The 21,328-nt window shown below is 68.3% G+C and carries 22 protein-coding genes; 13 read left to right on the top strand and 9 right to left on the bottom strand.

The genetic code is table 11. The annotated features are described in order from the left end of the window. The first annotated feature begins 128 nt into the window (after positions 1-128). A complete protein-coding gene (locus ACFVJ5_RS22535) occupies positions 129-1,226 on the top strand; it encodes a CaiB/BaiF CoA transferase family protein (RefSeq protein WP_379222808.1) in 1,098 nt (365 codons plus the stop codon). 78 nt (positions 1,227-1,304) lie between these two features. Further along, positions 1,305-1,676: a hypothetical protein gene (locus ACFVJ5_RS22530; protein WP_378655860.1), complete on the top strand. Its 372-nt coding sequence runs from the start codon at positions 1,305-1,307 to the stop codon at positions 1,674-1,676. Here ACFVJ5_RS22530 and ACFVJ5_RS22525 read toward each other — a convergent pair. Further along, positions 1,663-3,162 carry a PLP-dependent aminotransferase family protein gene (locus tag ACFVJ5_RS22525; RefSeq protein WP_379222806.1) on the bottom strand — a complete coding sequence of 500 codons (1,500 nt, stop codon included), beginning with the start codon at positions 3,160-3,162 and terminating at the stop codon, positions 1,663-1,665. The genes ACFVJ5_RS22530 and ACFVJ5_RS22525 overlap by 14 nt on opposite strands. A gap of 62 nt (positions 3,163-3,224) precedes the next feature. Here ACFVJ5_RS22525 and ACFVJ5_RS22520 point away from each other — a divergent pair, with 62 nt between their 5' ends. The 3 genes from ACFVJ5_RS22520 to ACFVJ5_RS22510 all read left to right on the top strand — a co-directional run bounded on the left by ACFVJ5_RS22520 (position 3,225) and on the right by ACFVJ5_RS22510 (position 5,096). Beyond that, positions 3,225-3,488 (top strand): hypothetical protein, encoded by a 264-nt coding sequence (locus tag ACFVJ5_RS22520; protein ID WP_379222804.1) that lies wholly within the window; start codon positions 3,225-3,227, stop codon positions 3,486-3,488. Between the two features lie 37 nt (positions 3,489-3,525). Further along, positions 3,526-4,089: a methylated-DNA--[protein]-cysteine S-methyltransferase gene (locus ACFVJ5_RS22515; RefSeq protein ID WP_379222802.1), complete on the top strand. Its 564-nt coding sequence runs from the start codon at positions 3,526-3,528 to the stop codon at positions 4,087-4,089. Between the two features lie 188 nt (positions 4,090-4,277). Then, positions 4,278-5,096, top strand: a complete 819-nt coding sequence (locus ACFVJ5_RS22510) for an alpha/beta fold hydrolase (protein ID WP_379222800.1) — start codon at positions 4,278-4,280, stop codon at positions 5,094-5,096. Between the two features lies 1 nt (position 5,097). Here the strand turns inward: ACFVJ5_RS22510 and ACFVJ5_RS22505 are convergent, their stop codons facing one another. From ACFVJ5_RS22505 to ACFVJ5_RS22495, 3 genes are all read right to left on the bottom strand, one after another. Then, entirely contained in the window at positions 5,098-5,391 is a 294-nt protein-coding gene (locus ACFVJ5_RS22505; protein ID WP_379222798.1) for a hypothetical protein, read from the bottom strand. A gap of 119 nt (positions 5,392-5,510) precedes the next feature. Continuing rightward, positions 5,511-6,392 carry a hypothetical protein gene (locus ACFVJ5_RS22500; protein ID WP_379222796.1) on the bottom strand — a complete coding sequence of 294 codons (882 nt, stop codon included), beginning with the start codon at positions 6,390-6,392 and terminating at the stop codon, positions 5,511-5,513. A gap of 233 nt (positions 6,393-6,625) precedes the next feature. Then, on the bottom strand, positions 6,626-7,915 hold the full coding sequence (locus ACFVJ5_RS22495; protein ID WP_378633609.1) for an adenylosuccinate synthase: 1,290 nt from the start codon (positions 7,913-7,915) through the stop codon (positions 6,626-6,628). 248 nt (positions 7,916-8,163) lie between these two features. Here ACFVJ5_RS22495 and ACFVJ5_RS22490 point away from each other — a divergent pair, with 248 nt between their 5' ends. The 3 genes from ACFVJ5_RS22490 to ACFVJ5_RS22480 are packed head-to-tail and all read left to right on the top strand — an operon-like array spanning position 8,164 to position 10,473. Further along, positions 8,164-8,793: a hypothetical protein gene (locus tag ACFVJ5_RS22490; RefSeq protein WP_379222794.1), complete on the top strand. Its 630-nt coding sequence runs from the start codon at positions 8,164-8,166 to the stop codon at positions 8,791-8,793. Continuing rightward, a complete protein-coding gene (locus tag ACFVJ5_RS22485; protein ID WP_379222792.1) occupies positions 8,790-9,578 on the top strand; it encodes a site-2 protease family protein in 789 nt (262 codons plus the stop codon). The genes ACFVJ5_RS22490 and ACFVJ5_RS22485 overlap by 4 nt, the downstream gene beginning before the upstream one ends. Positions 9,579-9,618: 40 nt before the next feature. Next, positions 9,619-10,473, top strand: a complete 855-nt coding sequence (locus tag ACFVJ5_RS22480) for a glycosyltransferase (protein WP_379222791.1) — start codon at positions 9,619-9,621, stop codon at positions 10,471-10,473. A 2-nt stretch (positions 10,474-10,475) separates the two neighbouring features. Here the strand turns inward: ACFVJ5_RS22480 and ACFVJ5_RS22475 are convergent, their stop codons facing one another. Next, positions 10,476-11,642 carry an aromatic acid exporter family protein gene (locus ACFVJ5_RS22475; protein ID WP_379222789.1) on the bottom strand — a complete coding sequence of 389 codons (1,167 nt, stop codon included), beginning with the start codon at positions 11,640-11,642 and terminating at the stop codon, positions 10,476-10,478. Between the two features lie 25 nt (positions 11,643-11,667). After that, positions 11,668-12,102 (bottom strand): DUF3151 domain-containing protein, encoded by a 435-nt coding sequence (locus tag ACFVJ5_RS22470; RefSeq protein ID WP_379222787.1) that lies wholly within the window; start codon positions 12,100-12,102, stop codon positions 11,668-11,670. An 814-nt stretch (positions 12,103-12,916) separates the two neighbouring features. On the opposite strand from ACFVJ5_RS22470, the gene ACFVJ5_RS22465 reads away from it, so the two are divergent. The 3 genes from ACFVJ5_RS22465 to ACFVJ5_RS22455 all read left to right on the top strand — a co-directional run bounded on the left by ACFVJ5_RS22465 (position 12,917) and on the right by ACFVJ5_RS22455 (position 16,418). Continuing rightward, positions 12,917-13,228 (top strand): hypothetical protein, encoded by a 312-nt coding sequence (locus tag ACFVJ5_RS22465; RefSeq protein ID WP_379222785.1) that lies wholly within the window; start codon positions 12,917-12,919, stop codon positions 13,226-13,228. Positions 13,229-13,569: 341 nt separating this feature from the next. Beyond that, the gene (locus tag ACFVJ5_RS22460; RefSeq protein ID WP_379222783.1) at positions 13,570-15,261 is read left to right on the top strand and encodes a hypothetical protein; all 1,692 of its coding nucleotides are present in this window, start codon (positions 13,570-13,572) and stop codon (positions 15,259-15,261) included. A 98-nt stretch (positions 15,262-15,359) separates the two neighbouring features. After that, the gene (locus ACFVJ5_RS22455) at positions 15,360-16,418 is read left to right on the top strand and encodes a fused (3R)-hydroxyacyl-ACP dehydratase subunits HadA/HadB (protein ID WP_379222781.1); all 1,059 of its coding nucleotides are present in this window, start codon (positions 15,360-15,362) and stop codon (positions 16,416-16,418) included. A gap of 58 nt (positions 16,419-16,476) precedes the next feature. On the opposite strand, the gene ACFVJ5_RS22450 is transcribed toward ACFVJ5_RS22455, so the two are convergent. Further along, on the bottom strand, positions 16,477-17,595 hold the full coding sequence (locus ACFVJ5_RS22450) for a BTAD domain-containing putative transcriptional regulator (RefSeq protein ID WP_379222779.1): 1,119 nt from the start codon (positions 17,593-17,595) through the stop codon (positions 16,477-16,479). Positions 17,596-17,625: 30 nt separating this feature from the next. Then, complete coding sequence (gene fbaA / locus ACFVJ5_RS22445; RefSeq protein ID WP_358184881.1) at positions 17,626-18,663, bottom strand: class II fructose-bisphosphate aldolase; 1,038 nt, start codon at positions 18,661-18,663, stop codon at positions 17,626-17,628. Positions 18,664-18,875: 212 nt separating this feature from the next. Here fbaA and ACFVJ5_RS22440 point away from each other — a divergent pair, with 212 nt between their 5' ends. Together ACFVJ5_RS22440 and ACFVJ5_RS22435 are read left to right on the top strand one after the other, a co-directional pair. Further along, positions 18,876-19,532, top strand: coding sequence for a DedA family protein (locus ACFVJ5_RS22440; RefSeq protein ID WP_378634467.1), 657 nt, complete (start codon positions 18,876-18,878; stop codon positions 19,530-19,532). 32 nt (positions 19,533-19,564) lie between these two features. Then, positions 19,565-20,230, top strand: coding sequence for a DedA family protein (locus ACFVJ5_RS22435; RefSeq protein ID WP_379223375.1), 666 nt, complete (start codon positions 19,565-19,567; stop codon positions 20,228-20,230). 1 nt (position 20,231) lies between these two features. Here the strand turns inward: ACFVJ5_RS22435 and ACFVJ5_RS22430 are convergent, their stop codons facing one another. Further along, positions 20,232-21,323, bottom strand: a complete 1,092-nt coding sequence (locus ACFVJ5_RS22430) for a glycoside hydrolase family 76 protein (protein WP_379223373.1) — start codon at positions 21,321-21,323, stop codon at positions 20,232-20,234. Between the last annotated feature and the right edge of the window lie 5 nt (positions 21,324-21,328).

The raw sequence follows: 21,328 nt of genomic DNA, 5'->3' as shown, positions 1-21,328 counted from the left end.
TACCGGGTCCTCCCGTTGCCGCGCCGAGTCGCGCTCGTGCGAATTCTCGCCCATGCTCTACCCGAGCCGCCACCCCAGCGCTATTGTCGGAGTGTCAATACCGTTCGACGACGAACTGAGGTCACCGCGTGAGCACGGAGTCCACCGCCAAGCAGGGGCCCCTTGCGGGCATCAAGGTCATCGAGTTGGCGGGCATCGGGCCAGGTCCGCACGCCGCGCTGCTGCTGGCCGACCTCGGCGCCGACGTGGTGCGGGTGCAGCGCCCGAACCAGCTGCCCGGCTTCATGGAACGCCCACAGTGGCGTGGACGAACGATCGTCGAGGCGAATCTGAAGGACCCCGCCGACGTCGCCAAGATCCTCGACCTGGTCGAGAAGGCCGACGTGCTGCTCGAGGGCTTCCGCCCCGGCGTCACCGAGCGCATGGGCCTCGGGCCCGACGACACGCTGGCCCGCAACCCGCGCCTGGTGTACGGCCGGATGACCGGCTGGGGCCAGCACGGCCCGCTCGCCGATCGCGCGGGACACGACATCAACTACATCTCGCTGACCGGTGTGCTCAATGCCATCGGGCGCAAGGGCGAGCGGCCGGTGCCGCCGCTGAACATGGTCGGCGACTTCGGTGGCGGCTCGATGTTCCTGGTGTTCGGCGTGCTCGCCGCGCTCGTGGAGCGGCAGAGTTCCGGCAAGGGCCAGGTGATCGACGCCGCGATGATCGATGGCGCGCTTGCCCTCTCGCACATGATCTGGGGTATGCGCGGGGTCGGTCTGTGGTCCGACGAGCGCGGCACCAACCTGCTCGATACCGGCATGGCCTTCTACGACACCTATGAGACCTCCGACGGCAAGTACATGGCCGTCGGCGCGATCGAGCCGCAGTTCTACGCCCAGCTGCTGGCCGGGCTGGAGATCGACCCGGAAGGTCTGCCGATGCAGATCGACCCGAACGGTCAGGAACAGCTGCGCAAGCTGTTCACCGACAAGTTCCTGACGAAGACCCGCGACGAGTGGGCCGCGATCTTCGACGGCACCGATGCCTGCACCACACCGGTGCTGACCTTCACCGAGGCCACCGAGAACCCGCACATCGTGGCCCGTACCGGCCTGATCGAGATCGACGGTGTGGTCCAGCACGCGCCCGCGCCGCGCTTCTCGCGCACACCGGGCGGCACACCCACTCCCCCGCCGAATGTCGCGACACCGATCGAAACGGTCTGGGCTGACTGATTTGCCGGCCTGTCGTCGGTAAAGTTTTCCATTATCGACGACAGGCCGAGGTCCCGAACCGTCAGAACCCCACCGAAGGTGCTCGCCGCCCTCATCGCGGTCACCACCTTCGGCGCGGCAGTGCTGTGCTTCATCCTGGCCGAGGGATTGTTCGACACCCGCACTGCGCAGATCGCCGAAAACCATTGCCACAGTGCGGCGCCGGTGCCGGTGATGGTGAGCGTGCTGAACGGGCTCGCGACCGGGATGCTGCTGGCCGCCGCCGTCTCACTGCTGTGTTTGCTGGTGCTGCTGTTCCGCTATCCGTCCGAACGCGGCGCCGTCGCGGTGCCGCTGACCGCGGTGGGGTTGGTGGCCTCGGTGCTGTTCATGTTCGGGGCGGGGTACGAAACCGTGCGCCCCGAACCGGCTTCCACCGGGCACAACCCGTGTGCGTTCAGTAGCAGGTGAGCGGTTGGAGCGGGTCGGCGGCGCGGGGGGTGAGGGCGTCGTAGGCCGCGGCGATGGATTTGACGGCGATGCGTAGGTCGGCTTCGGGGTGGGTGTACGGCAGCCGGATGAAACGTTCGAACGCGCCCTGGACGCCGAAACGTGGTCCGGCGGCAAGCAATACGCCGTGATTGGGCGCGGTGGCGGCGAGCGCGGTGGAGACCGGGCTGGGCAGCTGGGCCCACACCGACATGCCGCCCGCGCCGACCGTGATGTGCCAGCCGGGGAGGTCTTCGGCGACGGCGTCGAGCAGGGCGGTGCGCTGGGCGCGCAGCTGTTCGCGGCGGCGCTCGAGGATGGGTTCGGCGTTCTCGAGCAGGTGGACGGTGGCCAGCTGATCCATCACCGGAGTGCCGAGGTCGACGGTGGAGCGGATGCCGAGCAGCTTGGTGATCAGCGGCTGACTGGTACGGATCCAGCCGACCCGCAGACCACCCCAGAACGACTTCGACGCCGAACCGATGGTGACGATCTCCGAGCCCTTCGCGAACGCGGCGACCGGTGGGGGCATGGTCCCGTCCGACAGGTTCAGTTCGCCCATCGACTCGTCGACGACGACGGTCATCCTGGTGTCGCGGGCGATGGCGGCCAGTTCGGCGCGACCCTCGGCGCCGAGCAGCAGTCCGGTGGGGTTGTTGAAGTCGGGAACCAGGTAGGCCAGGGTGGCCGCGGTTTGCCGCGCCGTACTGCGCAGGCCTTCGAGATCCCAACCGGCATCGGGGAATTCGGGGCGCAGTGGGATCGGGATGGGGCGGGCGCCGACGTCGCGGATGGCTTCGATGGCGTTCGGGTAGGACGGGTGCTCGATCAGGACTCGGGCACCGGGTGAGGCGAGCACGTTGAGGAGCAGCCGAAGTCCGTGTTGCGCACCGAGCGTCACCAGGATCTGTTCCGGTTCCGTCGGCAGACCGCGCGCGGTGTAGCGGCGGGCCAGTGCTTCGCGCAGCGCGAGGATGCCGACCGGGTCCATGCCGTGGGTACCGAGGTACGACGGGATTCCTTGCAGCGCGATCGAATACGCGTCGTGGAGTTCGGGGGACGCGGGCATCGCGGCGTAGGTCATGTCGATGGTCGGCAGTTCCGGCTGTGCCATCAGGGCCATGATGCCGCGGCTGGGCTTGGCGCCGTCGTGCTGGATCGCGGGCGGCAGCGCGACCGTGCTGCGCGAACCCTGGCGGCTGATCAAGTAGCCGTGTTCGCGCAGCAGTGAATAGGTGGAGGTGATGGTGGTGCGGCTGACGCCGAGAGTGCCCGCCAGATCGCGCTCGCTGGGCAGGGCGACGCCCAGCGGGGCGCGGCCGTCGTGGATCAGCAGGCGGATGGCTTCAGCCAAGGCCAGATAGGCGGGCCGGTGCGGGCGGCGCTCGGCATCGCCGTCGGTTTCGGGGTCACGCCACCGGCCGAGGTCGCGAGCCAAGCCTGCTGCGCCGATCACTCTTGTCGCCATAAAGTCCAGTATTCCCTAAGTGGATATTTCTAAGCAAGGCCAGTGGGGGGATTCTTACTGGCATGACCACTTTCCTAGCCCTCGCCGTTGCCGTTGCCTTCGGGTTGGCGGTCTACCACTTCTCGCCCAAGAAGGGCGAGCTTCCCTTCTGGCCCTTCCAATATCTGCCGCATGACCGGGCATTCGGCACCTACGACGAGCAGCGACTCTACCGAGATCTCGATGCGATGCGCGCACACGAGGTCGCTGACGATGCAGTCCAGTTGCCCGAAACTGGCCTTAACGTCCAGTCGACAGACACGCAGCGGGGGTCGCTCGCCGCGTGAGTGTGTCTTTGTCGGTGGGTCGGCGCACACTGTGATCATGAGTGACTCGACGCAGACCGAGACGGTGGTCTCGGCACTGTTCGACACCGCTATCGGGCTGTGCGCGATCGCCTGGCACGGTGACGCCGTTGTCCGATTCCAGCTGCCCGAAGCGAGCGAGGAGGAAACCCTCGCCCGGATCACCCGGCCGTTCCACGGGTCGCCGGTGCCGGAGAGCGCGCCGGGACCGGTGATCGTCGAGGCGATCGCGGGGATTCGCGCCCACCTCGATGGCGCGGTCGACGCACTGCGCTGGATCGAGGTGGATCTGCGGGGTGTACCGGAATTCCATCGCGCCGTGTACGCGGTGACGCGCGAGATCGACCCGGGTCACACGCTCAGCTACGGCGATATCGCCAGTCGTATCGGAGCTCCCGGCTCCGCGCAGGCCGTCGGACAAGCCTTGGGGCGCAACCCGGTGCCGCTCATCATTCCCTGCCATCGGGTCCTCGCGGCCGATCACGCCTTGCACGGATTCTCGGCGCCGGGCGGGATCGGCACCAAGGCACGACTGTTGGAGATCGAACGGACGCCGGGGTTCGGCGAACCGATGTTGTTCTGATCGGCAACTCGCTCGGCAGCGGTCCGGCAGCGCACCGATGAATTCTCGCGACGCGTCCCGTCTCAACGAACAAGATCAGACTCGCCCGGCTCGTGCCAACGGCCGGGTCCGCGAAACCCGCGCGGACCTGCGGTCGAGGTGATCGCGTACCGTCGAGCGCGGCGGCCCGTTATCGAGAGGAATTCCCCATGCAGACTGTGACGTCGGCCGACGGCACCACGATCGCCTACGACCGGATCGGTGAGGGGACCGCCGGGACCGTCATCCTGATCGGTGGCGCGTTCAGCTACCGCGCGTTCCCCACGATGGTCGAACTCGCGCAGGCGCTGGCCGACGATTACGGGCTCACGGTGCTCAACTACGACCGGCGCGGGCGCGGTGACAGCACCGACTCCCCCGGCGTGTACGACGCGGCCAACGAAATCGCCGACATCGCGGCGCTGGTCGAGGCCGCAGGCGGGAAAGCGGCGCTGTTCGGCTGGTCCTCCGGTGCCGCGCTGGCGCTGCTTGCCGCGCAGTCCGTGCCCGGCGTCACCGAGGTGGTGGCTTTCGAGCCGCCGTTCGTGGTCGACGCGAAAGGCCATGTGCCGCCGAAGGATCTGGAAGCCAAGCTGCACCCGATGATCGCCGCGGGCGATCGCGGCAAGACCGTGCGGTACTACATGACCAAGGCGATGGGGATGCCGTCGCTCATGGTGGCGGCGATGCGGGTGACACCGTTCTGGAAGACGCTGACGGCGACGTCGAACTCGACCGCGCACGACTGGGCGGTGATGAAGCCGTACATGCAGGGCAAGAAGCTGGACCCGGCCGACTGGCGGGGAGTCGAGGTGCCGGTGCTCGTGCTCGCGGGCGACCGGACCGCACCGCTGCTCATCAAGGGCTCCAAGGCCGCCGCCGAGGTGCTGCCGAACGCGGAATTCGCCGAGCTCCCCGGGGTGAGTCACAACCCCAAGATCTCGATCCTCGCCCCCGCTACCGGCGAATTCCTCACCCGCGCAAAGTAATTCAGGGTGGCGGTGGGTGATCGCGGAAGAACTGGCACGGCTCACCGGTGAGGTAGCCGTCCAGGCACGCGAAGTAGACCTGGACGCAGCTGTTGCTGGTGCAGCCGACGGTGTAGAGCATTCCGCGAATGCGTTCGTTGCGCTGCTGCGAGGGGGCGAGAGTCTGCGCGGGCGGCGGCGCCGAACTCACCGGGGAGACGCTGGGCGAGGGAGCCGGCGCATCCCGGGCGGCGCATCCCGGCAGGACCGCCAGCGCGAGCAGAGCCGCCGCGGCTGACCCACGTCGCAGAGCCATCATCCACCTCCATCCCGAAGCCCTTCTCGACGCTACCCCGGCGGGCATTCGGACGCCGGGGTCGCCCGAAGCCGATTCCCACCGGATCGCAGGACTGTGACCGTGCCGTCGAGGACGGGTCAGAGGGTCGCCCCGTAACCGCTGCCGAGCACGCCGCCCGCGACGGCACCCGCCGCGGCTGCGGGAACGCCGAGAACGGCGGCACCGGTAGCCGCACCCGCCGCGGCGCCGATGGCGGCGCCCGCCCCGGTGCCGGCGGCGGCGATCGGCCACGCCAGGGCAAAGCCAGCGGGGATCGCCGCCAAGGCGCTCACCCCCGCGGTCGGGACCGCCGCCGCGGCACCGAGAATCGCGGCCGCACCCGCGGTGCCCGCGGCGCCCACCGCGAAGCCGACACCCGCACCGATGCCGGCGCCGATGAGGCCGCCGCCGACCGCGCCGACGGCAGCGGCCGGAACTCCCGCGATCGCGGCACCGGCCAGTGCGCCACCGACGGTCGCCGCGGCGATCTTGTCCGAGCGGCTCGGATTGATGCCGACCGAGCGGCCCTGGGTGGCGATCGCGGCTTCGGCGTCGGCCGCGGTGCCGTTCACACCATCGAGGATGTCGTTCGGAACCTCGTCCGGGACCGGGCTGGTGAAGTCACCGATGCGCAGTGTCCGCTCGGGCGGGGCGATCGGCGCCACCGGCTCGACCGGCTCCGGAAGGTGGAGTTCCTCGATGACGATCGGCGGGGCCGGGGTGGTGTACTCCGGCACCGGGCGCGACTCCGGACGCTCGGGGGTGAGATGCCCGAGCGAATCCGGACCGTCGAACTTCGCCAGATCCGAGCGACCGCCTTCGTCGGCGGGCGCCTCGGTGGTGACACCCGGCTGCACCGGAGCCACATTCACGCCCGGCTGCGGCACCGCGATCGCGACACCCGCACAGGCAACCGCCAGCGCCATGGGCAGCACCCCGATCACCGGTCGAGCGACCCGCCGCACCGTCGAAGAGTTCACATTCACAGACCGACGGATCACGCCGACACCCACTGACACTCGAGGAAAACGGCACGTCCCCGCGCGCCGCCCCGCGACGATAGCGTTAGCCAGCCGGATGCCACAAATCGATAGCGAGTCCACATAATTCGCGCATGTCGCCCTGACCAGGACAGATATCCGCGACCCCGCCCAAAACAAAGGTCCGGCGCCGTAACCGGCACCGGACCTCCGACTGGTTTCCCAGCGTCAGATCAAGCGAGCACGTCGTGCCGAACGATCGTCTGGTCACGCCCCGGACCCACGCCGATGCACGAGATCCGCGCACCCGACAGCTCTTCCAGCCGCAGCACATACGCCTGGGCGTTGGCAGGCAGCTCCTCGAAGGTGCGGGCGTGGGAGATGTCCTCCCACCAACCCGGCAGCTCCTCGTAGATCGGCTTGGCGTGGTGGAACTCGGTCTGCGTAGTCGGCATCTGCTCGACCCGCTTGCCATCGATCTCGTACGCCACGCAGATCGGCACCGTGTCCAGCCCGGACAGCACGTCCAGCTTGGTGAGGAAGTAGTCGGTGACCCCGTTGACGCGCGTGGCGTACCGGCTGATCACCGCGTCGAACCAGCCACAACGCCGCGCACGACCGGTGGTGACACCGACCTCGCCACCGTTCTTGGCCAGGAACTCACCGAAGTTGTCGAACAGCTCGGTCGGGAACGGGCCGGAGCCGACGCGGGTGGTGTAGCACTTGAGGATGCCGAGCACCGTGTCGATCTTGTTCGGTCCGATACCCGAACCCACCGCCGCGCCACCCGCGGTCGGGTTCGACGAGGTGACGAACGGGTAGGTGCCGTGGTCGACGTCGAGCAGCGTGCCCTGCGAGCCTTCCAGCAGCACGGTGTCGCCGCGCTCGAGCGCCAGGTTCAGCTCGAGCCGGGTGTCGGAGATGCGGTGCTTGAACGATTCGGCCTGCTCGAGCACCTCGTCCACCACCTGCTGCGGGTCGAGCGCGCGGCGGTTGTAGATCTTGACCAGCACCTGGTTCTTGAACTCCAGTGCGGCTTCGACCTTCTGGGTGAGGATCTTCTCGTCGAGCACGTCGGCCACGCGGACGCCGACGCGGGCGACCTTGTCCTGGTAGCAGGGGCCGATACCGCGACCGGTGGTGCCGATCTTGCGGTTGCCGAGGAAGCGTTCGGTGACCTTATCGATGGCCACGTGATACGGCATGATCAGGTGCGCGTCAGCGGAGAGCAGCAGGCCGGAGGTGTCGACTCCGCGCTCTTCCAGACCGGCCAGTTCGTCGAGCAGTACGCCCGGGTCGACGACGACACCGTTGCCGATGACGTTCTTCACACCGGGGGTGAGGATGCCGGACGGAATCAGGTGCAGCGCGAACTTGTCGCCGTTGGGGAGAACCACCGTGTGGCCGGCATTGTTGCCGCCCTGGTATCGGACCACCCACTGCAACCGCTCACCGAGCAGGTCTGTAGCTTTGCCCTTACCCTCGTCGCCCCATTGGGCACCGATGAGGACGATTGCCGGCATTTCGGAGTCTCCTACAGATCGACGGCAGCACACGCGGCACTGCAGCTACCTGCCGTACTGAGGCGGTGGCCGGAGACACAGTCTAGCCGACGCCCGATCAGGTCCCGTCGACCTGCCCCGGCCGGAGCGGTTCGACCCCGCCCTACCGCACCTGCCCTGATCGGTTACGGTTACCAGTCGGCAGTGAGTTTGCGTGACCGAGGAGGGTGTACCGCAGTTTGAGTACCCACGTTCTCCGATGCGGTGACATGCCGGTCCCGATCGCGCTCTCCTCGTTACCCAACACCCAGACCGGGCGTGTCCCCGATGTCGCGGTGATCGACGAGCTGCTTCCGGTGCTGGCCGCCGACAGCCTGCCGCGCCTGATCGTGCTCGGCGCCGATGCCTCGCTCGCCGCCGTGCTCACCCATCTGATGCGCACCGAGCGATTGCACGTCGAAGTCGGTTTCGTCCCGGTCGACACCACCTACGCCTCGCGGGTCTATCAGACCGGCACCGGCAACGGCGCCGCGAAGCGAGCGGTGGAGGGCCGGGCGATCGAGACTCCGCTGATCCGCGACGACACCGGCACCGTGCTGGTCGGCCGCGCGAGCATCACCGGCATGGACGGCGCGAAGCTCGAGGGCGAAGCCTATGTCGACGACACGCTGCTGTTCACCGGCAAGGTCACCACGCTGCTGATCTCCCCGACGATGACCATGCCCGGTGTCCGCGCGCGAGTACGCAAAGGCCTGCGCAAGCGCACCTGGGTATCCGGCCGCGCCGCCCAGCTCGGGACGCCGGGGGCGGTTGTCACCCGCGACGGGATCACCGCCGAACGCACCGTCCCCCGCTCGACCTTTTACCGATTCGAACAACCCTGGCTCTTGGTGCGATGACCTACTCCTTCCCCTCGGATCGGCGGTCCGGGCACAGCGCGGTCCGGCCGAGCCCGGTTTTCCTGCTGATCGTCCTGATCACCGTGGGCGGCGGTGCACTCGCCTGGGACGCCGACATCGATTCGGTGCGCGCCAAGGTCGGCGTGTTCGTGCTCGTGGTGTTCGGCTGGATCATCAGCCTGTGCCTGCACGAGTTCTCCCACGCGTATGTGGCGTGGCGGGCGGGCGATCACGAGGTGGAGGTGCGTGGGTATCTCACGCTGAATCCGCTGAAGTACAGCCACCCCGTGCTGTCGATCGGCCTGCCGCTGGTGTTCATCGCGCTCGGCGGGATCGGGTTGCCCGGCGGCGCGGTGTATGTGGACACGACACGGTTCACGACGAGCGTGCAGCGCCTGGTGAGCGCGGTCGGACCCGCGTCGAACGCGCTGTGCGCGGTGGTGCTGCTGATCGTGATCCGGGCTTTCGGGTCGGTCGCCGAGCATCCCGCGTTCTGGTGCGGGCTCAGCTTCCTGGCGTTTCTGCAGATCACGGCGTTTCTGCTGAACATCCTGCCGGTGCCGGGGCTGGACGGCTACGGGATCATCGAGCCGTCGCTGAGTTACCAGACACGGCGCTCGCTCGATCAGTTCAAGCCCTACGGCATGTTGATTCTGTTCGCTGTCATCTTTTTCACTCCGCTGAGTCAGGTGTTCTTCAACGGTGTTTACGCATTGTTCGAACTGTCGGGGGTACCAGAGGTGTGGGCCGCCTACGGTGGTCAGTTGACCCGTTTCTGGCGTTGATAGCCTCGGGTCAGAATCGACCCTGGAACGGAAATTGCGTATGAGCTCCACCGGATCGTCCGCTGTCCTGTCCGTCGTCATCCCGGCGCTAGACGAAGCAGCGGGCATCACCGCATGCCTCGAGCGCCTCGTCGGCCAGGACACGATCGATGAGATCGTCGTCGTCGACAACGGCAGCACCGACAACACCCGCGAGATCGTCGCCGACCTCGCCACCCGACATCCCAAGATCGAGCTGATCTGCGAGCCGCAGCCCGGCGTCGCGTTCGCTCGCAACACCGGCTTCGACAAGGCTCGCGGTGACTACCTCGGCCGCATCGACGCCGACACCCTCGTCTCCCCCGACTGGGGCGCCACCGTGCGCGCCCACCTCGACTCCTACTCGGACACCATGGCGGTGACCGGCATCAGCACCTATCACGACTCCCCGATCGGCATCTTCCTCGCGGCCGCGATCGGCGGGCAGGAACGGCTGGGGATGATCAAGACCCAGCCCGTCGGCAATGTGCACGGCGCCAATATGGCGATCCGGCGCTCGGCCTGGGAGCAGGTGCGTTCGGCCACCACCACCCGCCGCGACCTGCACGAAGACCTCGATCTGGCACTGTGCCTGTCGAAGGCGAAGCTGCGCATCGACCAGCTGCCGACGTTGCGAGCCGAGATCTCCGCGCGCCGTCGCAAGACCCCGCCGGACGTGTGGTGGAAGTACCAATTGCGCGGCCTGCAGACCATCGCCAATCAGGGCTACGCCATCGTGCCGTTCCATCGCGCGGTGATCACCGGCGCCTGGATCATGCACACCTCGCAGTGGCCGATCTACCGGGCGTGGGATTTCGATCGCAAGCGTTTCTCGCTGCGACCGGGGCGCCCGCGCGTTTCACCCGTCGGCGACTGAGGCTATTCCTCGGGCGTCACATAGGGATTGGGCACAGTGGGCGGGAGCAGCGCGATCGCCGAGATGCGCTGCATCCCGCACACCACCATCAGGTCCACCACGATCGAGCGCAGCTGCGCGAACACCACATGCGCCGACAAGCCCGCCCCCACCACAAGTTCGGGACGGGCAGACTTGGCGACGCTGCGCAACGACTTGAGAGCTTCGGCCTGATCGGGTTGCTCGCCCGGATCGGCCAGCATCATCTTGCGGACCACGTCGGTGGCGTGGCCCAGCTGGTCGACCAGGTCGATCAAGCGCGGATCGAGGACCTCGTCGTCGCGGACCAGGGTGAGCGAGCGGCGAAGCAGCACACGGGTATTGCGGACCGCGTTGTCGAGCGGGTCGGCCGCGTTGTGGATGCGTTCCAAACGTTTTCGGGAATTCCAGTACAGCGGTGAGATGCGGCTGATCTCACGGCCGCCCGCGAGCGCGTCGCGCAGGGCGTCGATCTGGGGCTGGGTGTCGCGGACCGCCGACAGCGAGTCGGCGACCTTCGTCGAGTTCTGTTCGAGCAGGCCCTCGGCGCAGGTGATCATCGATTTACTCATCACCGACAGCACGTCGGCGGCGTGTTCGCGGGCGCGGCGCACCGGGTGCAGTGGGATCAGCGCGACCATCACCACGCCGACGAGTCCGCCGATCAAGGCGTCGATCATGCGGTTCGGACCCGCGCCGGGCGCCTGGTTCAAGGTCGAGACCAGCACGGCCGAACCCGCCGCCTGCATGGTCATGAGCGCGCCGCTGCCGAGAAAGACCGACACCGCCATGGCGCCGCCGACCACCAGGGCCACCTGCCAGACGCCGGTCCCGACCTGGGCGATGAACAGGTCGCCGATGCCGATGCCGACCGCGACACCCACCACCAGTTCCACCGACCGGCGCACTCGCGCACCGAACGAGATACCGATGGAGACCACGGCGGCGGTCGGCGCGAAGAACGGCTCGATGTGGCCGACGAGGTTGTGGGCGATGAACCACGCCAGCGCGGCGCCGAGCGCGCACTGGATGATCGGGATCGCCGAGAGCCGCAGGCGCTCGATCGACGCCCGGTACCGGCCGACGGTGCTGACCTTGGCGGCCGCGACAACCGGCGTGGCAACGGCGACGAAAGGCTTGTGTTCGCTCACCTACGACTCGGACCCGACCGCTGGCTCAGTCCAGGCCGAGTTCGTTCGCCGCGCGCGGGTCGCAGTCTTCGAGCAGGTCGAGGCAGCGCGCGTACTCCTCGGTCTCGCCGATCGTCTTCGCCGCGCTCGCCAGCGCGCCGACGCTGCGCAGGAAGCCCTGGTTGGGTTCGTGGCTCCACGGGACGGGGCCGAAACCCTTCCAGCCGTTGCGCCGCAGCAGGTCGAGGCCGCGGTGGTAGCCGGTGCGGGCGAAGGCGTAGGCCGCGACGGTGTCGTGGTTCACCTCGCCGCCCGCGCGTCGCAGAGCGGCCTCTGCCAGCTGGGCCCACGCGATCGACGCGGCCGGGAACTGCGCCGCGACCTCGACCGGGTCGGTGCCCGCGGCGATGGCGTCTTCGGCGTCGATCAGTTCGGGAAGGAGGACCGGCTGCGGTCCGAGCAGGTCACCGAAGGAGGTCATGGGTTCATTGTGCACCGAGGCTGTGGCAGATGGTGACCGGCCCGCACCTTCGAGGCCTGCCTTCCCCTTCGCCGCGGCCGTGCGCGAGAGACTTGGGACCGCTTCGCGGCTGTGCCTATTAGGCTGAGCGCAGAGTGCAACGTTCGAGCCTGAGCGAGGGGTACAGAGGTGTCCGACCCGACCGACGAGAACAACCCGGCAGCAGAGTCTGCCGGTCCCGGCGCGCCCGGCCAGCGTGACGATTCGTCCGCGTCCCCTCCCGGCGCACCGGAGTCGGTCACCGAGCCGGACCGGGCGACGAGGCCGCCGGTGAGTCCTGATGAGACGGTGGTGATCCGGCGAGGAGATCTGCCGGGTCGACCCGATGACGGTGCGCGCGTGCAGGACGCACGTTCCGGTGGGACGCAGCCCGCCCCGGGGCCGGGCGACCGACCTGGTGGCGCGCAGCGCCCGGGTGGACCCGTGGCTCCCGGTGGATCTCGGGTGCAGGGTGGGTCTGCCCAAGATGGACCTCGCGCACCGCAGGGTAACGCCGCTGGTGGGCGGCCGGGTGGCACTGCGCCCGGCGGACAACAGCCTTCGGGGCCGGGTGCACAGCAGTCGTGGGGCCGGCCGGGGTTCACGCCCGGAGGGGCGCGGCCGGGAGCGGGACAGCCGGGCAATGTCGCTGGTGCTCAACAACCTTCAGGTCATCCGGGCAATGCGCCTGGTGCACAACCGCATTCGGGTCAGGGCGGGCCGCGGGCCGCGAGTCCGGTCGGCCGGCCCGGTTCGCCGCAGGGCGGCGGACCACAAGTGGGACGCGGACCGAGCGGTGGACCCCAGGCGGGATACGGGCCGGGCGGTCGTCCCGGTTCGCAACCGCCGGCGGGGCGCGGGCCGAGTGGGCCGGGTTCTCAGCAAGGAGGCGGACCGCAAGCAGGGCGCGGGCCGAGTAGTCCGGGTACCCCGCATGCAGGTGGACCGCCAGCGGGACGCGGGCCGGGTTCTCAGCAAGGTGGTGGACCGCACGCGGGCTATGGACCGGGCGGTGGCCCGGGCTCGCAGCAGGCCGGTGGACCCCGTGTCGAGGGCGGCAATGCCGGTGCGCCCGGTGCTCGGCAGCCGGGCGGACCGGGCCCTGTGAGTGGTGGATCACAGCCTGCCGGACCGGGTGGCGATTCGCGAGTCGGTGGTGGCTCGCCTTCCGTCGGGCGGCAAGGGAACGTGCCCTCGGGTTCGAATGGCCGACCAGGCGAGCAAGGGGCGGAACAGGATTCAGCTGACGGCGGCTCGCCGTTGGCCGGATTGTCGAAGGGGTTGCCCGGCGGGAGCCGGGGCGACCAAGCGAAGGTTTCGGGCCCTGCGGCGCGGGACGAGCAGGGTGCCAACCTCGCCGGACCGGACGCGCCGACGACCGCGATGTCGATTCCCGGGCGGAATCCGACGGCGGGGCGCGGGGGTTCGGCGGATGACCGCACGGTGAAAATGGGTGGCTCCCAGGCGAAATCGGCTCAGGCCGATGTGCCGACCGCCGCGATGAACAGGGCCGATCTCGCAGCGGCGACGGATGCGGAGTTCGGCGACGAATCCGCACCGGATGACACAACCGCACGTGGCGCGGTGGCCGGAGCAGCGGCGGCAGGTGCCGTCGCCGCAGGTGCCGCAGCGGCGGCGACAGCGAGTGGCGGGTCCGACGAGGCGTCGGATGCGCGGGGCTCGAAGTCGAACGCCGAGGACAGCTCCGACACGCAGGCGCAGGACGGCGACAGCTCCACGGAAGGGGCGGCAGCCGAAGCTGATTCGAGTGCGTCGGCCACCGCGGAGCAGAAGGACGACCCGACTGCCGCTGCGAACACCGAGGCCGACTCGGTCACGACCACCGGGTCCACCGCCACAGAGCCCGCAAGCACCGCGCCCGCAAGCACCGCACCCTCGCCTGCCGAGCAAGCAGCGGACGCCGAGGCAGCAGGATCCGAAGCCGTCAAGGCCGGTGCTGTTGCGGGACAGGGTGACTCGCGGGGCGACAAGCCGGTCGACGTCGACGCGACCGAGAAGTTCCAGACCAGTGGGCCGAAGGACGCAGGCCCCCGGTCCGGGTCCGGGTCCGAGGATCGGACCGTGGCGATGCGGACAGTGAGTTCGGCGGACGCACCGACCACCGCGATGCCGGTGCAGCGGCCGAAGACCACCGGGCCGGGCGGGACCGACCGGGTCGTGCCGCCCGCCGGTGGGCGGCCGGCGATGACGCCGCCGCCGAATACGCCGCGCGGTCCTGCCGGTCCCCGACAGGCAGGACAGCCCGGGATCGGCGGTCCTGCCGGTCCGGGTCAGCACCCCGCGGGTCCGGGACAGCAGGGACCTGCGGGTCCCGGCCAATACGGACAGGGACCGGTTCAGCAGGGACCAGCACGAGGTCAGCAAGGCCCCGGTCAGCAAGGGCCTGCGGGCCCGCGCCCCGGCGGACCCGCGGCGGCCGGTCTGTCCGGACTCACGGCCGCGGGCAATCAGTCCCCCGGTGGCCCCGCCCCGGCCGAATCCGATCAGCAGGGAATCGAGGAGACTCAGCCGTCGCCGCCGCGCGGGCCGGGTGCGCCGCAGCGGACGGGCGGATCGGCGCCTTCGCCCGCGGATATCCAGCCGACTCGACCGGCCCAGCAGTTGGCCGAGGGGCAGCGGCAGGTGGCTCCGCCGCAGCGGATCGGGGTCCAGCAGAGTGAGGAGCCCGGTGAGGCCGGGGCCAAGCGGTCCAAGAAGTGGTTCCTGGCTGCCGGTGGCGCCTCGGCGCTGGTCGTCGCCTTGATCGCGACGGTCGTGGCACTGATGGGCGGTGCGGACGATTCGCCCGAGGGACAGGTGAAGGCGGTGATCGGGGACTACACCGACGCGCTGCGTAGCGGTGACCTGGAGGACCTGCGGGCGAGTACGTGTGGCGAGCTGCACACGTTCTATCAGGGCATCACTCCCGAGCAGTTCAAGGGCGTGCACGAGGTCTCGACCGAGCGCGGTTCCATTCCGGTGGTCGACAGCGTGGACGCGGTGCGGATCACCGGTGACACCGCCCTGGCCCAGGCCACGGTGTACACCACGGCGGACCCGTCGAAACGGACCGCGCGCACGTTCGACCTGCAGCGCACCGACGGTAGCTGGAAGGTGTGCGACCCCGCGGGAACTCCCTGATCGTGCGCCGACCCGTCGTAGTGGGCTCTTCTGCCTGCTATGACGGGTCACACATAACTGGTGATCCAGACGGGTGAACAAGTAAAGTTTTCCGGATCATGAGCAGGGAACAGACAGTGGAGCAGCCGGACATCGATGCTGTGGTCCCGGATGCGACGCTGGTCGGTCAGCGCTTCGCCTTCCGCGATCACTACGAAGTCGGCCGCGAGAAAATCCGGGAATTCGCTCGCGCGGTGCAGAATCTGCACCCCGCCCATCAGCAGGAAGTCGACGCGCGCAAGCTCGGCTACGACGGGGTGATCGCCCCGCCGACCTTCGCGTCGGTGATCGGCATGACCGCCACCCGCGCCCTGCTCGACAGCGTGCTCACCGAGTACGACCTGTCGCAGGTGCTGCAGACCGACCAGGTCTTCGAGTTGTTCCTCCCGATGCTGGCGGGCGACCGGATCAGCACCGAGATCGAGATCGAGTCGATTCGCCAGTTCGCCGACAACGACTTCATCAATGTCGGCTTCAAACTGCGCAACCAGCACGACCAGGTCGCCGTGCAGGGCACCACCACGATCGTGGCCCGGCGCGGCATCGAGGTCGACCCCAACATCGTCGAGGCCGTCGAGAACATCAGCATGCATCCGCGCCCCGACACCATCGGCGGCGTCGGCACCGGCGATCTCCTGATCCGCCACACCGGCCCTGCCCCCGCGCTCCCCGTGCGCGAGATCGTCGCGGTCAACACCACCCCCGAATTCGACTCGCTGGCAAAGGGAACCGAACTTCCCCCCGCCACCGCCCGCCTGACCCGCGGCGACCTGGCCAACTACGCGGGCGTGTCCGGCGACCCCAACCCGATCCACTTCAGCGACCGCGCCGCCGAACTGGCCGGGCTCCCCACCGTGGTCGCGCACGGCCTGCTCACCATGGGTCTTACCGCGCAGTACCTGACCGACTGGCTGGGCGACCCGACCGCCATCGAGAAGCTGAGCGTCCGCTTCTCGGGATTCGTCCCGGTTCCCCCCGCCGAGGCAGGCGTCATCGAATTCTCGGGAAAGATCAAGTCGATCGATCCCGACCGTCGCGCGGCGACCGTGCTGCTGAGCGGAGTCTCCGAGGGCCGCAAGCTCTTCGGCCGAGCGGCAGCCGAAATCCGCCTGACGTAGCACCTGCCCATCCCAGGTCGGCCACGACCCATGGCCGTGGCGGACCTGGGACCCGGGCCTACTTCACCGCGATGAACACCAGAACAGTTCCGCCGATACGGATTACATCCCCATCGGCCAGCAGTGCCCCGTTGTCGATCGGCACCTCGTTGACATAGACCCCGTTGGCCGAGTGCAGGTCCTTGATCAACAGCCCGGCACGGCTGGGCATGATGTGCGCGTGGTACCGGCTCGCCTTCGGATCATCGAGAACGAGTTCGTTATCCGTCATCCGGCCGATCCTGATCCCCCCGTGGGGAATCGGCAGCGTCCGCCCGTCAGCGAATCGCAGATTGCCGTTGCGAATCGACTGCGGCACCTCGGTGACAGTCTCGGTCATCGCCGCGGCCACCTGATCAGATCGCCTGGACGCCAACACATTCAACGGTTCCTGGCGCAGCACCTGCCGCTCCAGCTCGATCAGCGCGGCCCCTGGGTCGATTCCCAGTTCCTCGGCCAGCACGGTGCGCACCCGCCGGCACGCCTCCAGCGCGTCCGCCTGCCGCCCGGACAGATACAGCGCGGTGATCAACTGCCCCCACAGCGGCTCGCGCAGCGGATGCTCGTTGGTCATCGACACCAACTCGCCGATCACCGAAGATGCCCGGCCGCAGGCGATTTCCGCGTCGACGCGCGCGGAGACGGCAAGCAGCCGCTCCTCGTTCATCGCGGTGGCGAACCCGTCGGCGAATTGCAATCCGGCCAGGTCGGCCAGTGCCCGCCCGGTCCATTCCCGCAGTGCCGCACCGAAAAGATTGGCGGCACCAGGGTGGTCCCCGACGTCCAAACACCGCGAACCCGCTTCGCGCGCGCTCTCGAAACGTCCGAGATCGCACGCGGTATCGGGGATTTCGAGCCGATAGCCCGCACCCTCGGTCCGCAGCACCTGCGCGGAGTCGATCCCCGCATTGCGCAGCGCTTTGCGGATATTCGACACGAACACCTGCAGGCTGGCGGCGTAGGAATCCGGCGGATCCTCGTTCCAGACCATCTCGGCGAGCACAGCAGAAGACACCGCGCGCCGCCGATTGACGGTGAGCGCGGCAAGGAGAGCGCGCGGCTTGGGCCCGCCGACCGCTACCGGCTCGCCGCCGACGAGCAGTCGAACGGGCCCGAGCACACGGACATCAAGACTCATGAGCTCGGGCCCCGTTTGCTGGTACGAAAATCAGGAACCGCTGACGGAGCGTCCGGCCGACTTCAGGTCGTTGCACGCCTCTGTCACGCGCGCGGCCATCGAGGTCTCGGCCTTCTTCAGGTAGCTGCGCGGGTCGTAAACCTTCTTGTTACCGACCTCACCGTCGATCTTCAGCACACCGTCGTAGTTGGCGAGCATGTGACCGGCGACCGGGCGGGTGAAGGCGTACTGGGTGTCGGTGTCGACGTTCATCTTCACCACGCCGTAGCGCAGCGAGTCCTCGATCTCGGACTTCAGCGAGCCCGAACCACCGTGGAACACGAAGTCGAACGGCTGCGCACCGGACTCGAGGCCCAGCTTCTCGGCCGCGACGCGCTGGCCCTCGGCCAGCACCTCGGGCTTGAGCACCACGTTGCCCGGCTTGTACACACCGTGCACGTTGCCGAAGGTGGCGGCCAGCAGGTACTGCCCGTTCTCGCCCGCGCCGAGCGCGGCGATGGTCTTCTCGAAGTCCTCGGGCGAGGTGTAGAGCTTGTCGTTGATCTCGGCCTCGACGCCGTCTTCCTCGCCGCCGACGACGCCGATCTCGACCTCGAGGATGATGTTGGCCGACTTACAGGCCTTCAGCAGCTCCTGGGCGATCTCGAGGTTCTCGTCGATCGGGATGGCCGAGCCGTCCCACATGTGCGACTGGAACAGCGGGTTCAGACCGGCGTTCACGCGGTCCTGCGAGATCGCGATCAGCGGACGCACGTAGGTGTCCAGCTTGTCCTTGGGGCAGTGGTCGGTGTGCAGCGCGATCGTCACGTCGTACTTCGCGGCGACGATGTGCGCGAACTCGGCCAGTGCCACCGCGCCGGTGACCATGTCCTTCACACCGAGGCCGGAGCCGAACTCGGCGCCACCGGTGGAGAACTGGATGATGCCGTCACTGCCCGCGTCGGCGAAGCCCTTGATGGCGGCGTTGATCGTCTCCGACGACGTGCAGTTGATAGCCGGGAACGCGAACGAGTGCGCCTTGGCCCGGCCGAGCATCTCGGCGTAGACCTCCGGGGTCGCGATAGGCACAGCAGTGACCTCCGTCTTGTGGGGAGCAAAAACCAATTCTGTCAGGCCACACCCTAAATTAGGAAGGCGACGGCGAGATCACCCGGTGGGGCGAGGTTCACCCGCAGGGCACTCATGTCACAGATCGGACCGGTACTGTGGGGGCCGTGACTTTGCTGGCGGTATCCGATGCGGTGACGAACAACCTTGCGTTGACCCAGTTGCTGGACCCGATGTATCTGCTCCAGGAAACCTGGCTGAAGAACGCGGTGCTACCGGCCATCCTGGCGATTGTGTTCATCGAGACGGGTCTGCTGTTCCCGTTGCTGCCCGGTGACTCGCTGCTGTTCACCGGCGGCATGCTCGCGGCGCAGCCGGGCTCGACCCTCTCGATCTGGGTGCTCGTGCCGTTGGTGATTCTCACAGCCTTCGCCGGCGACCAGTGTGCGTATTGGATCGGCCGCAAGATCGGTCCGGCCATCTTCAAGAAGGAAGACAGCCGCTTTTTCAAGAAGCACTACGTCACCGAGACGCACGAGTTCTTCGAGAAGCACGGCCCCAAGACCATCATTCTGGCCAGGTTCGTGCCGATCGTGCGCACGTTCATGCCGGTGCTGGCGGGTGTGTCGAAGATGAGCTACCGCAAGTACGTGGCGTTCGACATCGTCGGCGCGGTGCTGTGGGGTGGCGGCGTCACGATCCTGGGCTACTTCCTCGGCAACGTGCCCTTCATCCGCGACCACATCGAGGGAATCTTCCTGCTGATCGTGTTCGTCTCGATCCTGCCCGCGATCATCACGGTCGGTAAGAAGGTGCTCGAGCGCCGCAACGCACCGGCCGCGCCGGCGCAGAGCGGCGAGCTGGCTGCTTCGACGAACGAGACGCACTGATCCCTGTGGCCGCAGTACCGTCGACCCTCGCTATGGGCAGCTTCGATCCGCTGATCTCAGCAGGCCCCGCTGTGGTCTGCACGGTGGTGCTAGTTTTCGTCTTTCTCGAATGTGCGTTCATCATCGGGCTGTTCCTGCCCGGTGATTCCATGCTGATCACCGCGGGCATCGTGCTCGCCTCGCACGCCAATGGCGAGGCGCAGGTCTGGGCGTTGTCGGTGGGCACGATGCTCGCCGCGATCGCGGGTAATCAGGTGGGTTATGTCGTCGGGGCGCGGACCGGGCATCGCCTGGTCGCGCGCAAGAACGGCCGGTATATCAACACCAAGAATCTGGCCAAGGTCACCGGTCTGCTCGAACGGCACGGGTTCCTCGCGGTGCTGGTGGCCCGCTGGATTCCGTGGGTGCGCACGCTGTGCCCGATGGTGGCGGGTGCGGCCGGGATGGATCATCGGCGCTACACCGTCGCCAGCACGCTCGGCGCGGTCATCTGGGCGCCGGTGCTGTTGCTGATCGGGTACTACGCGGGCGAGTTCCTCGAGCAGGTCCCGTGGCTGATGCCCGCCGTGATCGGCACGCTGGTCGTCGGTCTGATCATCGGCACCGTCCTCGGTATCCGGCACTACCGCCAGGAGATGGCGAGGCCGGTCGAGGATTACGACCTCGAGCCGAGCGTCGCGGTCGAGTCCGAGCGCTGAGCTACAACCCGGCCGCGGTGACCTGGTAGGCCGCTTCCATCAGCATCCAGCCGGACAGCTGCACGGACAGGTCGCGTTCGGGCACCGCCGAGGCCGTCACCGAACCGCCCGCGGTGAATTTGCCCGCGCCCGCGGTGCCGCCCGGCAGCCTGGCCGGTTTGCTCCAGTCGAATCCGAACAGCGGCTCGCCTTCGAACTCGAGCCGGTTGGCCCAGGCGGCGGTGGCCGAGGCTTTGACGATGGCCGCGGCGGTGCGCCGATCGGTTTCGGCCTGCTTGCCCTCGCCGGGCAACATCAGCGCGACCACCGCGAGGTAGCGCGCCAGCACGCCGTTGAACAGGCCACCGTCACCGCCGCCTCCGCCGTTGATCACCTGGCGGGTGGTCATGCGCTCTTCCACCGCGGCCAGCAGGCTGCTGACCCGTTCTATGTGGCGTTCGTCGTCGTCGGTGTGCACGGCCAGTTCGGCTTCCAGACCGAGGACCACACCCTGGCAGTAGCTGAACACCGGGCGTTCGATCTCGCCCGAGGGTAGGTGGATCCCGTCGAGGATCAGGCCGGATTCGGGGTCGCGGAGGGTGGCGTCGAGCCAGTCGGCCATCTCTCGCGCGCGCTCCACCCGGCCGAGGCGTAAGAGCGCGATGCCCGCCGGGCCGTTGGCGGGGGCGTTGAAGAAGTCCGATTTGATCCGCCACGGAATGCCGCCGCCGACCTCGGGTTCCCAGGCGCCGTAGAGCTTCTGCTCGAGGGCGAGCAGGCCGCTGCGGGCCGAGGTGAGCTCCTGCGTGCGCTCGGCGCGTTCCAGGGCGATGGCCAGCCAGGCCATGTCGTCGTAGTAGCGATTGGTCCAGCCGGTGATGTTGCGTAGCCGGATGCCGCGGGCGATCGCGCCGATGCGCCTGCGGCGGGCAGGGGTGGGGACACGATTGGCGGCGTCGACCGCCACGTCGAGCAGGTGGGCCTGCCACCAGTAGTGCCAGCCCGCGAACGCCCGTTCGCGACGCGTCGCCGGCCAGCCGACAACTCCCAATTCCGTTCCGGGACAACCCCACAGCGTCCGCAGATGCCGCGAGACGATCGCGGACTCGGCCATATCGG

This window comes from Nocardia sp. NPDC127606 (genome assembly GCF_042671725.1).
GTDB lineage: Bacteria > Actinomycetota > Actinomycetes > Mycobacteriales > Mycobacteriaceae > Nocardia.
Note: the sequence above shows the minus strand (reverse complement) of the source record. Positions and strands in the feature narration are given on the sequence as shown.